Below are 12428 nucleotides of genomic sequence, written 5' to 3'. Positions count from 1 at the left end.
TGCCGGCCTGAGGAACCCGCTGTCCGCCCGAGGGGCGCGAACAGCGCACATTCCCTCGAAGTGCCACACCGTTGTCCCAAAATTCCCCCGGTCTTGGCACAACCGCCGCTTTCCCGCGCCCGGACGGCCCGCGGCGTCGTACGCTCCCTGCCAGAGGTACCCCACGTGACGTAAGGCGGCCCGATAAGACATGGTCAGCAGCGAGTACGAGCGCAGGATCGCCGCCCGGTTCGCCACCTTCGACCAGGACGGCAACGGCTACATCGACCGGGAGGACTTCAGTGCGGCGGCCAAGGCGCTGCTCGCGGAGTTCGGCACCACCGCCCGGTCAGACAAGGGCCAGGCCCTGTACATCGGGGCCGAGGCGTTCTGGCAGGGCATGGCCGGGATCGCGGACCGCGACGGCGACCAGCGCATCACCCGCGAGGAGTTCGTGAACGGCGCGGTCAAGCGGCTGCGCGACAATCCGGACCGGTTCGCGGAGATCGCCCGCCCCTTCCTGCACGGCGCCCTCGCCGTGGCGGACCCCGACGGTGACGGATACGCCACCGTCACCGACACCGCGCGCGTGCTCGGCTGCCTCGGGGTCGCGCAGGACGTCGCCCAGGCGGCCGCCGCCGTGCTCGACACGGACGGCGACGGCAAGGTGGCGGAGAGCGAGATCGTGACGGCGTTCGCCCGCTACTTCACCGTTCCCGAGTAGCGCTCCCTGAGCTTGTACTTGAGCACCTTCCGCAGGGTCTCGTTGCGCGGAAGGGCGTCGACCACCTCCAGCTGCTCCGGCAGCTTGTGCGTCGACAGCCCTTCCCCGCGCAGGTAGGAGGTCAGCTCCTCGAGGGTCGGTTTCCCGGCGGCGCCGGACGGCTGTTCCACGACCGCGCAGACCCGTTCCCCGCGCTCCGCGTCCGGCAGCCCGATCACCGCGACGTCACCGACCGCCGGATGCCGGTGCAGCAGGTCCTCGATCTCCTTCGCCGAGATGTTCTCGCCCTTGCGGATGATCACGTCCTTGAGGCGGCCGGTCAGCACCAGATGCCCGCTGCCGGTCAGATACCCGAGGTCACCGGTGCGCAGGAACCCCTCCGCGTCGAAGGCCGAAGCCGTCTGCGCCGGGTCCAGATACCCCCGGCACACCGCCTCCCCGCGCAGCCGCACCTCCCCCTCCACGATCCGTATCTCCATCTCCTCGGGCGGCCGCCCCTCCGTCGTGGCCAGGTTGTCAGCCGTGTCGTCCGGCGCCCCCATCGTGATCATCGGCACCTCGGTCATGCCGTAGCCGTGCGTGAGCTGCACGCCCATCTCGCGCACCACGGCGTGATACAGCTCCGGCGGCTTCGGCGCCCCGCCGCCCGCCAGCAGCCGCAGCGAGGGGACGACCTTTTCGCCGCCCGGCAGCCTGCGCTGCTCCGTCAGGAACATCGAGTAGAACGCCGTCGACCCACCCGCGATCGTCACGCCGTGCCCGCGGAACGCCGCCAGCGCGTCCGGCAGCGCGAACTGCTCGAACATCACCGCGGGGAAGCCGTACAGCAGCAGCATCACCATGTAGTCGGGGCCGCCTATGTGCGCGTACGGGAAGGCGATCGACCCGATGTCGTCGGCCGTCGGCCGCAGCGCGTGTGCCAGGCACGAGCCGCCCGCGATCAGTGAACGGTCCGTGTGCAGTACGCCCTTGGGGTCGGACGTCGTCCCCGAGGTCCAGTAGATCCAGCGCACGGAGGTGCCCTCGGCCGGCGGCGGGGGGAGTACGGCGGGATCGCCGTCGGGCAGGGTGTCGTACGCCTCGAAGATCCCCTTCGCGCCCAGTCGCCGCGCCATCTCGGTGTGGTCGAAGCCCCGCCACTCGCCCGGCACGGCGAAGAACTCCGCCTTCGACTCCCGCAGCGCGAAACCGACTTCGCGGTCCCGGTAGAAGGGGATGACCGGCGACTGCACGGCGCCCAGGCGGGCCAGCGCGAAGGAGAGCAGGGCTGTCTCGATGCGGGTGGGCAGCTGCCAGGCGACGACCGTGCCGGGGCGTACGCCCATGTCGTACAGGCCGGCCGCCACGCGCTCGGCACGCGCGCGTAGGTCGCCGAAGGACAGGGAGCGGTCGTCCTGGAGGAGGACGGGGCGGTCCGGGGTCAGTTCGGCACGGCGTGCGACCAGTTCCCAGAGTGTGCGTGAGGAACCCAGGGCGTGTGCGGTGTCGTTCACGACGACCCCCTCCAGCTGACGATGTGTCAGATCGTGCCGAGAGCGTAGGGCTCACCGCCTTGCCGGTCCAGGGGTGCGGGGCTAGCCTGCGGGGGAATCTGACGGGTCGTCAGGCAGGTGGTGGATGGACCTCACGTACACGCCCGAAGAGGAGGAGTTCCGGGCACGCTTGCGGGAGTGGCTGGGAGAGACCCTGCCGACGCTCCCGCCGAAGCCGTCCCCCGACGACTGGCCGGGGCGCCGTGCCTACGACCTCGGCTGGCAGCGCAGGCTGTACGACGCCGGGTACGCCGACGTCCACTGGGACGCGTCGCCGACCATGCGGCTGATCTTCCTGGAGGAGACCGAGAAGGCGGGCGCGCCCTATGTGGGCGCCGGCTTCGTCGGGCTGCTGCACGCGGGACCGACCATCGCCGCCGAGGGCACCGCCGAGCAGCGGGCGCGCTGGCTGCCGCCGATCCTGCGCGGGGAAGAGGTCTGGTGCCAGGGCTTCAGCGAACCGGACGCCGGATCCGACCTCGCGGCGCTGCGCACGCGCGCGCGTAGGGACGGCGACGACTATGTGGTGAGCGGGTCCAAGATCTGGACCTCCCATGCCGAAGTGGCCGACTGGTGCGAGCTGTTGGTGCGCACCGACCCCGCCGCGCCCAAGCACCGCGGGATCAGCTGGCTGGCGATGCCCATGGACGCACCTGGCATCACCGTACGGCCGCTGAGGACCCTCGCCGGGTCGGCCGAGTTCGCCGAGGTGTTCCTCGACGACGTGCGGGTGCCGGTCGGCAACCGGGTCGGGGACGAGAACGACGGCTGGCGCGTGACGATGGTGACCCTCTCCTTCGAACGCGGTACGGCCTTCGTGGGCGAGGTCGTCGCCTGCCGGCGCGTCCTGCGCGAACTCGCCGGTGAGGCCCGCAAGAACGGGCGTTGGGACGATCCGGTGCTGCGGCGGAGGCTGGGGCGGCTGAACGCCGAGTTCCGGGCGCTTTGGCGGCTGACGCAGTGGAACGTGAGTGAGGCGATGGGGGTCCCCCCGGCCGAGCGAAGCCGAGACCGGGGGAGGACGGGGGGCGTGCCCGGTGTCGGGGGTTCGGTTTTCAAACTGAGGTATTCGCACGCCCGCCAGGAGCTCTACGACGCCGCCGCCGACGTCCTGGGGCCGGAGTCCCTCGACCTCGACCGGCCGTGGGTCCTCGAACGGCTGTCCTCGCTGTCGTACACCATCGCGGCCGGCACCTCGCAGATCCAGCGGAACATCGTGGCCGAGCGGATTCTCGGGCTGCCGAAGGGGCGGTGAGCGATGCGCTTCCAACTGACCGATGACCAGCGGGCGTTGCGGGACGGCGTACGGGAGCTGCTGACGCGCCGCTTCGGCGCCGAGGCGCTGCGGGCCGCCGTCGACGCGCCCGGACGCCTGGACCGGGCGCTGTGGCGCGAGCTGGGGGCGGCCGGGTTCTTCGCGCTGCGGCTGCCGGAGACGGAGGGCGGGGTCGGACTCGGGCTGCCCGAGGCGGTGTTGGCGTTCGAGGAGGCGGGCCGCGCGCTGCTGCCGGGGCCACTCGTGGCCACCCACCTCGCCGCGGGGGACGTGCCGGGCGCGGCCACCGGGGAGGCGGTCGTGACGGCCGTCGGCAACGGCCTGGTGGAGTGGCTCGCGGCGGCGGACGTCGTCCGGGGTGACGCGGCGGGGGCCGTGCCCCTGCGGTCGGTCGACCCGCTGACGCCCCTGCACCGGGTCCCCCTGGCCCGTGCCGTGGATCCCGTCGCCGTGCTCCTCACCGCGGCCGAGCAGCTCGGCGGCGCCACGCGCGCGTGCGAGCTCGCCGTGCAACACGCCCGGGCGCGTGAGCAGTTCGGGCAGCCGATCGGGGCGTTCCAGGCGGTGAAGCATCTGTGCGCGGAGATGCTGGTGCGGACCGAGACGGCTCGCACGGCTGTCTACGCGGCTGCCGTCACCGCCGACCCGGTCGACATCGACGCGGCCCGGTTGCTCGCCGACGAGGCGGCCGTGCACGGCGCCCGCGACTGTCTCCAGGTGCACGGCGGCATGGGATTCACCTGGGAGTTCGAGGTCCACCTGCATCTGAAGCGCGCATGGGTGCGAACACACCGTTCCGGCGACGCTACGGACAGTGAGGAACGGTTGGCCGCCGAACTTCTCGCACACGCGACCTAAAGAGGCTTGGTCTGCGATATCGCCGACGGCGCCCGCGCGGATGTCGCGGATTGTGGCATACCGGAATTACGCAGCGTTGATATCGGGTTGTGTCCTACGCGTGACTCGTCACGGCCTGGAGTCGGCGGTCTGCTCCGGTACCTTGTGTGAGATGCGAGTGGTTCCGAGCATGAGCCATGGCGGAGTTGCCCTTGAGGTGGCCCCGGATCCGGCGGTGCGCCCCGCTGCTCGCAGGGTGGGAGGGCTTTCTGCCCCCGCCTGTTCGACTCCTCGCAACAAGCGTCGCACAGTATGCCGCACGGGTACTCCTTCGCGCTGGAATATGCCCGAAGCGCTTGTTGGGGTGACTGTACGTCAACCATGCTGTCAGCTAAGGGATTCACGTTCCGTGACCCTGGCTTTGGCCATTGTTCTGGCCATGAAAAAAATGGCTAGGATCGTGGCCCTCGTGAGGCGCGGGGTTATGTGTCCGCCGGTTCGGATGGTGTGAGCGGTGCAGGTGCTTCAAGTGCAGCTGGAGATCCGGCCCGACCCCGCTGAGGTGGGGCGAGCCCGGCGGTGGGCCCGCTCGCGGCTCGCCGGGTCCGGGATAGGGGCCGACGAGCCGCTCGCCGAGACGCTGATCCTGCTGGTGTCCGAACTCGTCACCAACGCCGTGGTGCACACCGGCTGTCCGGCCGTGCTGCGGCTGTCCCTGCCGGGGGCGGCCCAGGAGGACGCCACCGTACGGCTGGAGGTGGCCGACCGTAGTGGCCGTGCGCCCGTGCCCCGGTGCGTCGACGGTGACGCGACAGGTGGCCGGGGCCTCGCGCTGGTCGACGGTCTGGCGGACCGGTGGGGCTGGAGCTCCGAGGGCGCCGGCAAGCGGATCTGGTGCGAACTGGACCGTGCCGCGGGGTCGGAGGGATCCGCGTCCGCCTATGGGAGCGGGGCGTCGGCGTACGAAGGTCTCGCGTACGAAGCGGTGTGACGGGCGCACGTCGCCACAACTGCGCCGGGTTCGGTGCACGGTTGCAGAAAGCGCTGTCCCCCCTGCTCGGGCCGACCTCGGTGCGCCCGGGCATGCTTCTGTGCGCGCCTGCTGCAAATAGGGCTTAAGTAACAAATCCCCGTGTGGGTGTTGACGCCGAGTGTCCGGTTGATCACGCTTGTGGTCAGCGATTCGCCGCGAGGGGACGACGAGGGTTTCGGTGACGGGAGCCCTTGCCGAGTGTGGGTCGTGATTCGGCGTCGGTTCTCTCAGGGCAGGGGGAGTCGAGGAACCGGGGCGGGTACGCCGGAGTCGGATGGTGGCGCGGTGCCGTGCTCGGGGCGGTCAGGCCGCGCCGCCAGCCGACCTCGTCAGAGCAGGGCCACGGGTGCGACGGGAGTCCCCGTGCCGCCGACGAAGGGCTCGGGCATCGCCGACAGCAGGAACGCGTAGCGGCCCACTTCTCCACAGGCTGTGGACAACTCTTCGAGATTCCAGTTCTGGCCCTGCGGCATCCCCATCTCCACCAGGTCGAGCGCGTGTACGGGCAACCACAAATCCTCTGTCTCGGGCGGAAAGATCTCAAACGTGAGCGTGTCGTTCGCGACCGCGGCCACATCGCGCGCGTGGAACCACTCCGGCGTACGGATCGACAGGCCGGGCGAGGGATAGCCGTACGCGTGCTTGTCGCCGGCGAGAAAGACCTGGATCTGCCCCGTCCGTACGAGCACGATGTCGCCGGCACGCACGCGCGTGCCCGCGAGTTCCTCGGCCGCCTCCAGGTCCTGCGGGGTGACCGCGTGCCCGCCGTCTAGCCGGGCGACGCCCCGCGCGCGTGCCACGTCCAGCAGCACGCCCCGCGAGACGATGTGCCGCGCCTTGTCGATGCCGCTGAACTCGGCGCCGCCGTGCGGGGTGATGGTGTCGGCGGGGCGGCCGTTGTAGAGCCGGCCCGAGTGCGAGACGTGGGTGAGCGCGTCCCAGTGGGTGGCCGCCTGCAGGCCCATGGTCACGATGTCGTCGCTGCAGGCGACGGTTCCCGGGCCGAAGATCTCCTGGTTGATCTGCACCATCGTGTGCAGGGGGTTGACGCGTCCGGGGATCATCCCGGTCTGGACGCCGTCCTGTTGCAGGGGCAGGGCGAGGGGGATGCGGCGGCCGGTGCGGACACAGGCGGCCGCCTCGCGGACGACGTCGTCGGTGATCAGGTTCAGGGTCCCGATCTCGTCGTCCGAACCCCAACGGCCCCAGTTGTTCACACGCTTGGCGATCTCGTGGAACGCGTCCGGCAGTGACATGGGTCCTCCCCGGGGCTTGTCTCCGTGTATCTGACGGGTCGTAGAATCGAGTCGAATCTAACGGACCGTCAGAAACTGCGGGAAGGGGCCGGGGCATGGGGAACTTCTTGGCAGGCAAGGTCGTCGCCGTGACGGGTGCCGGGCGGGGGATCGGACGGGCGGTGGCCCTGGCGGCCGCGGCCGAGGGGGCGCGGGTCGTTGTCAACGACTATGGCGTCTCCATGGACGGCGCGTCGCCCACCAGCGCGGTCGCCGAGGCCGTCGTCAAGGAGATCGAGGCGGCCGGCGGGGAAGCGGTCGCCGTCGGGGACGACATCTCCACGATGGCGGGCGGACAGCGCGTCGTGGACACCGCGGTGTCGGCGTACGGGCGGATCGACGGAGTCGTGTGCGTCGCCGGGATCCTGCGTGAGCGGATGCTGTTCAACATGACCGAGGAGGAGTGGGACCCCGTTGTCGCCACTCATCTGAAGGGAACCTTCACGGTTTTCCGGGCCGCCGCCGCCGTGATGCGCAAACAGCGCGCCGGGACCTTGATCGGATTCACCAGCGGGAATCATCAGGGGTCGGTTTCGCAGGCGAATTACAGCGCGGCGAAGGGGGGCGTCATCTCGCTGGTGCGGAGCGCTGCGCTGGGCCTGAACAAGTACGGGGTCACCGCCAACGCGGTGGCGCCGGTGGCTCGCACGCGGATGTCCGCCAACGTTCCCATGGAGTTGGCGGAGATCGGCGAGCCGGAGGATGTCGCGGCGTTCGTGGTCTATCTGCTGTCGGACGCGGCTCGGGAGCAGGGGGTGACCGGGCAGGTGTACACCGTTGCCGGGCCGAAGATCGCGGTGTGGGCTCAGCCGCGGGAGCTGCGCGCCGCTTATGCCTCCGGCGGGTGGACGCCGGAGTTGTTCGCGGAGGTTTTGCCTGGGTCGGTGGGGGTGGATCCGATGCCGATGCTTGCTCGGGTGGAGGCGATGGAGAAGGCGGCGCGGGACGGTTCTCGGCCGAACGCCTAAGAGCTCGGGGGGCGTTCTGGGAGGGCGGCTGCGGGTTGTGTGTGGCTGGTCGCGCCCACGCGGCGGAGCCGCAGTTCGATACAGCCCCGCGCCCCTGAAGGTGGGATATCTGACCGGTTCCTAGGAGGTCCCTGTGGACTTTGGATTCACCGCTGAGGATAGGGCGTTTCGGGAGGAGGTCAGGGCGTGGCTCTCCGAGCATGTTGCGGGTGCTCAGGAGCGTCGTACCTGGGAACGCACCCTCGGGAAAGCCGGATGGATCGGGCTCGGATGGGCCGAGGGCGGGTACGGGAATCGGTCCGCCACGCTGACTCAACAGGTCGTCTGGGCCGAGGAATACGCCCGGTGCGGGGCGCCGCCGCGTTCCGGGCACATCGGGGAGAACCTGTTGGGGCCCACTCTCCTGGCCCACGGGACCGACGAGCAGAAGGCTCGCTTTCTTCCGCCGATCGCCGTCGGTGAGGAGCTCTGGTGCCAGGGGTACAGCGAACCCGGTGCCGGGTCCGACCTCGCGGGGGTTCGTACGAAGGCCGACCTCGGCTCCGACGGGACGTACCGGGTCACCGGGCAGAAGATCTGGACCTCGCTCGCTCGTGAGGCCGACTGGTGCTTCGTTCTCGCCCGGACGGATCCGGACTCGACCCGGCACCATGGGCTGACCTTTCTGCTGGTTCCCATGGACCAGCCGGGGCGTATCGAGGTGCGGCCCATCCGGCAGATGACCGGCACCAGCGACTTCAACGAGGTGTTCTTCGACGGTGCGCACGCGCGCGTGGAGCACGTCGTCGGGGGTGAGGGAGCGGGGTGGACGGTGGCGATGGGGCTGCTCGGGTTCGAGCGAGGGGTGTCCACGCTTGCCCAGCAGATCGGGTTCGCGCAGGAGCTGGGGCGGGTCGTGGAGGCGGCCGTGCGGTCGGGTGCTGTGGGTGATCCGGTCGTGCGGGAGCGGCTGGTGCGGCAGTGGGCCGAGCTGCGGGTGATGCGGTGGAACGCGCTGCGCACGCTGGGGCGGGGCGGGGACGCGGGTGCGCCCAGTGCGGCCAAGCTGCTGTGGGGTGGCTGGCATCAGCGGCTCGGGGAGCTGGCGATGCAGGTGCGGGGGGCCGCGGCGGGGGTCGGGCCGGTGCAGTGGTCGCCCTCCGCGCCGTACGAACTCGACGAGGCACAGCATCTGTTCCTGTTCTCCCGGGCCGACACCATCTACGGCGGGTCGGACCAGATACAGCGCACGATCATCGCCGAGCGGGTGCTCGGGCTGCCCAGGGAACCCAAGGGGGTTGTGTGATGCGCGGCGTGGTGTTCGACGGGAAGCGGGTCGAGGTCGCGTACGACCTGGAGGTGCGGGATCCCGGGCCGGGTGAGGTGATGGTCGGGGTCTCGGCCGCTGGGTTGTGCCACAGCGATCTGTCTGTGGTGGACGGGACCATACCTTTCCCCGTTCCTGTGGTGCTGGGGCATGAAGGGGCGGGGGTGGTCGAAGCGGTGGGTGTGGGGGTCACCCATGTCGCACCCGGGGACCATGTGGCCCTGTCCACCCTGGCCAACTGCGGTACCTGCGCCGAGTGTGATCGGGGGCGGCCGACCATGTGCCGGCAGGCGATCGGGCGGCCCGGGCAGCCGTTCGCCCGAGGAGGGCGGCCCGTCTTCCAGTTCGCGTCCAACTCGGCTTTCGCCGAGCGGACCGTGGTGAAGGCCGTGCAGGTGGTCCGGATCCCGAAGGACATTCCCATGCCCTCGGCGGCGCTCATCGGATGCGGGGTGCTGACCGGGGTGGGCGCCGTGCTGAACCGGGCCAAGGTGGACCGTGGGGACAGCGTGCTCGTCATCGGTACCGGGGGCATCGGGCTCAACGTCCTTCAGGGGGCGCGGATCGCGGGTGCGCTGCGGATCGTCGCCGTCGACGCCAATCCGGCGAAGGAGGCGGTGGCACGGCGGTTCGGGGCGACCGACTTCCTGACGTCGGTCGAGGGGGTGCGCGAGCTGCTGCCCACGGGGGCGGACCATGCCTTCGAGTGCGTGGGGCGCGTCGAGCTGATCCGGGCGGCCGTCGATCTGCTCGACCGGCACGGGCAGGCGGTCCTGCTGGGGGTACCGCCGGCCGGCGCCGAGGCCTCCTTCCTCGTGTCGTCCATGTACCTGGACAAGTCGATCCTGGGGTGCCGGTACGGGTCGTCCAGACCACAGCGGGACATCGCGCTGTACGCCGACCTGTACCGGGAGGGGCGGCTGCTGCTGGACGAGTTGGTGACGGAGACGTATCCGGTCGAGGAGTTCGAGAGGGCGGCGGCAGATGCGGAGGCGGGGAAGGTGGCTCGGGGGGTGCTGACCTTCTGAGGCGGCCGGCTTTCCGGATCCGGGGCGGCTGGTCCTCCGGCTCGGAGACGGTTGGCTCTCCGGGGGCTGCGAGGTGGTCCGGCGCCGTTTTCCACAGGCCCGGAAAACAACTGCCGGGTTGTCAGTGAGGGCGCTTACCTTCATCTCCATGACCTATCGAGACGTCGCCTCCAAGCAGGTCCTGATCTGGGCCTGCACCGCCGTCGCCTCTCGTATGCCGGTCGCCATGACGCCGTTGGCTCTGGTGTTCCTGGTGCGGGAGCGGCCCGGCGGCTACACGCTGGGGGCGACGCTCGCGGCCGCCTATGTGCTCGGCGAGATCATCGCCGCCCCGGTCCTCGGGATGCGGCTGGACCCGGCGCGCGGCCGGCGCCATCTGGTCGCCGGGCTCGCGGGCGGGACGGTGGGGTTCGCGGGGCTCGGGGTGCTGGCCGGGGCGCACCCCCTGGTGCTGGGGGCGTTCGCGTTCCTGGCCGGTGGGGCGCCGGCCGCGACCGCCGGTGGTCAGCGGGCGCTGCTGACCTCGCTGGTCCCGGAGCGCGCCGTGGCGCAGGCGCTGTCGGCCGAGTCGATGCTGATGTCCGGCGTGTGGGCCGTCTCCCCGGTCGCGGTGGCCGGCCTCGCCCTCGGGGTGGCGCCACGTGTGCCACTGCTGCTCGCGGGCGTGCTGATGGCGTCGTCGATCGTGGGCCAGCTGGCGCTGCCGGCCGGCTGGTCGAACGGGGAGCAGGAGGGGGAGGCGGGCCGGGCCAGGACTCGCGTGCTGATACGCGCCTGGCCGGTGTACGTCACGGGCGCGGCCAGCATCACCTTGCTGGGCCTGTCCGAACTCACCCTGCCCGCCCTGCTCGAACAGCGCGGCATCGGCGTGGGCTGGTCCGGCCCGATGCTGGCGGGCATGGCCCTCGGGGCGGGGCTCGGGGCGTTCCTGTACGGCCTGAGATCGTGGCCGGGGCGGCTCCGCGCGCGCAGTGTGGTGCTGATGTGCGGGATGTCGGTCTTCGTGTCCCTCGCCGCGCTGATACCGGGCGCGGCCGGGATCGCGATCGCCCTCGTCCTGGCCGGCATGCTCCAGTCGGGCGCGCTGATCACCCGCAACCTGTCCCTGCGTGAGGCGTTGCCGCCGAGCGCCCTGGCCGCCGGGTACTCCGTGCTGTACGCGGCCGCGGGCGCGGGCTACGCGGCGACGGGTTCCCTCGCGGGCGGCCTGCTCCAGGTGGTGACGCCGTCCACGGCCATCCTGGCCGGAGTGCAGCTGACGCTGGTGCTGACCGTGCTCGGCTGGTGGGGAGAGGCCCGCAGGGACGCCTCGAGGACAGACGCCTCAAGGGCAGACACCTCAAGTGCCGCCGTGGGCCCGGACGTCGTCACGGCTCCCGGCGCGGAAGGTGCGCCGATAGCTGGTGGGTGTGACACCGAGCGCCGTCTGTAGGTGCTGTCGCATCGACTGGGCCGTGCCGAAGCCGGCGTCCCGGGCGACTTGGTCGACGGAGAGGTCGGTGGACTCCAGCAGGTGCCGGGCGCGTTCCACCCGCTGCTGGGTGAGCCACTGGCCGGGGCTGACGCCGACCTCCTCGCGGAAGCGGCGCGTGAAGGTCCGTACGGACATGGACTCCTGGTCCGCCATGTCGCGCAGCTGGATCGGCTCGTGGAGCCGGCCGAGGGCCCAGGCGCGGGCCGTGGTCGTGGACGCCTGCTGCGGGTCGGGGACCGGCCGGTGGATGTACTGGGCCTGGCCGCCGTCCCGGTGGGGCGGTACGACGGTGCGGCGGGCCACTTCGTTGGCGATCGCCGTGCCGTGGTCGCGGCGGACGATGTGCAGACACAGGTCGATCCCGGCCGCGACGCCGGCCGAGGTGAGGACGTCGCCGTCGTCGATGAACAGGACGTCCGGGTCGACCTCGATCTTCGGGAACAGCTCCTGGAAGCGCTCGGCGTCGGCCCAGTGCGTCGTGGCGGGACGGCCGTCCAGGTAGCCGGCGGCGGCGAGGACGTACACGCCCGTGCAGATGGAGGTGAGCCGGGTGCCGGGGCGGATGTGGGCGAGGGCGGCGGCCAGGTCGTCGGTGAGGACTCCCTGCTCGAAGACCGGGCCGAGTTCGTACGACGCCGGGACGACGACGGTGTCCGCGGTGGCCAGCGCCTCCGGGCCGTGCTCGACCTGGATGGCGAAGTCGGCGTCCGTCTGCACCGGGCCCGGCGGCCGGATCGAGCAGGTGACGACCTCGTACAGACGCCGGCCCCGGGCGTCCCTGGGGCGGCCGAAGATGCGGTGCGGGATGCCCAGTTCGAAGGGGAGGGCGCCGTCGAGAGCGAGCACGACGACGCGGTGCGGGCGAAAGGGGTCCTGCCGAGCGTGTTCCTGCCGAGCGTGTTCCTGCCGGGCGGGCGCCGCGCTGGTGGCCGTATCCATGGCCCGATCCTAACGAATGCTGTCCTCCCGGCCACTC

The 12428-nt window shown here is 71.1% G+C and carries 11 protein-coding genes; 8 read left to right on the top strand and 3 right to left on the bottom strand.

What is annotated here, in order from left to right:
* The first annotated feature begins 190 nt into the window (after nucleotides 1–190).
* Nucleotides 191–703 carry an EF-hand domain-containing protein gene (locus EJ357_RS20105; RefSeq protein WP_126392995.1) on the top strand — a complete coding sequence of 171 codons (513 nt, stop codon included), beginning with the start codon at nucleotides 191–193 and terminating at the stop codon, nucleotides 701–703.
* Here EJ357_RS20105 and EJ357_RS20100 read toward each other — a convergent pair.
* A complete protein-coding gene (locus EJ357_RS20100; RefSeq protein ID WP_126392994.1) occupies nucleotides 682–2196 on the bottom strand; it encodes a class I adenylate-forming enzyme family protein in 1515 nt (504 codons plus the stop codon). The genes EJ357_RS20105 and EJ357_RS20100 overlap by 22 nt on opposite strands.
* A 124-nt stretch (nucleotides 2197–2320) precedes the next feature.
* Between EJ357_RS20100 and EJ357_RS20095 the strand changes: the two genes are divergently transcribed.
* The 3 genes from EJ357_RS20095 (at nucleotide 2321) to EJ357_RS20080 (ending at nucleotide 5339) form a co-directional block, all read left to right on the top strand.
* Nucleotides 2321–3490: an acyl-CoA dehydrogenase family protein gene (locus tag EJ357_RS20095; protein ID WP_126392993.1), complete on the top strand. Its 1170-nt coding sequence runs from the start codon at nucleotides 2321–2323 to the stop codon at nucleotides 3488–3490.
* Between the two features lie 3 nt (nucleotides 3491–3493).
* The gene (locus EJ357_RS20090) at nucleotides 3494–4369 is read left to right on the top strand and encodes an acyl-CoA dehydrogenase family protein (RefSeq protein ID WP_126392992.1); all 876 of its coding nucleotides are present in this window, start codon (nucleotides 3494–3496) and stop codon (nucleotides 4367–4369) included.
* Between the two features lie 508 nt (nucleotides 4370–4877).
* Nucleotides 4878–5339 (top strand): ATP-binding protein, encoded by a 462-nt coding sequence (locus EJ357_RS20080; RefSeq protein ID WP_126399692.1) that lies wholly within the window; start codon nucleotides 4878–4880, stop codon nucleotides 5337–5339.
* A gap of 371 nt (nucleotides 5340–5710) precedes the next feature.
* Here the strand turns inward: EJ357_RS20080 and EJ357_RS20075 are convergent, their stop codons facing one another.
* The gene (locus tag EJ357_RS20075) at nucleotides 5711–6637 is read right to left on the bottom strand and encodes a cyclase family protein (protein WP_126392990.1); all 927 of its coding nucleotides are present in this window, start codon (nucleotides 6635–6637) and stop codon (nucleotides 5711–5713) included.
* Between the two features lie 95 nt (nucleotides 6638–6732).
* Here EJ357_RS20075 and EJ357_RS20070 point away from each other — a divergent pair, with 95 nt between their 5' ends.
* The 4 genes from EJ357_RS20070 (at nucleotide 6733) to EJ357_RS20055 (ending at nucleotide 11410) form a co-directional block, all read left to right on the top strand.
* Entirely contained in the window at nucleotides 6733–7644 is a 912-nt protein-coding gene (locus tag EJ357_RS20070) for an SDR family NAD(P)-dependent oxidoreductase (RefSeq protein ID WP_126392989.1), read from the top strand.
* 133 nt (nucleotides 7645–7777) lie between these two features.
* The gene (locus EJ357_RS20065; RefSeq protein WP_126392988.1) at nucleotides 7778–8929 is read left to right on the top strand and encodes an acyl-CoA dehydrogenase family protein; all 1152 of its coding nucleotides are present in this window, start codon (nucleotides 7778–7780) and stop codon (nucleotides 8927–8929) included.
* Nucleotides 8929–9978, top strand: coding sequence for an alcohol dehydrogenase catalytic domain-containing protein (locus EJ357_RS20060; protein WP_126392987.1), 1050 nt, complete (start codon nucleotides 8929–8931; stop codon nucleotides 9976–9978). The genes EJ357_RS20065 and EJ357_RS20060 overlap by 1 nt, the downstream gene beginning before the upstream one ends.
* Nucleotides 9979–10126: 148 nt before the next feature.
* A complete protein-coding gene (locus EJ357_RS20055) occupies nucleotides 10127–11410 on the top strand; it encodes an MFS transporter (RefSeq protein WP_126392986.1) in 1284 nt (427 codons plus the stop codon).
* Here the strand turns inward: EJ357_RS20055 and EJ357_RS20050 are convergent.
* Nucleotides 11318–12391 carry a GlxA family transcriptional regulator gene (locus tag EJ357_RS20050; RefSeq protein ID WP_228473107.1) on the bottom strand — a complete coding sequence of 358 codons (1074 nt, stop codon included), beginning with the start codon at nucleotides 12389–12391 and terminating at the stop codon, nucleotides 11318–11320. The genes EJ357_RS20055 and EJ357_RS20050 overlap by 93 nt on opposite strands.
* Nucleotides 12392–12428 lie beyond the last annotated feature (37 nt).

It is taken from the genome of Streptomyces cyaneochromogenes (assembly GCF_003963535.1).
Lineage (GTDB): Bacteria > Actinomycetota > Actinomycetes > Streptomycetales > Streptomycetaceae > Streptomyces > Streptomyces shaanxiensis.
Note: the sequence above shows the minus strand (reverse complement) of the source record. Positions and strands in the feature narration are given on the sequence as shown.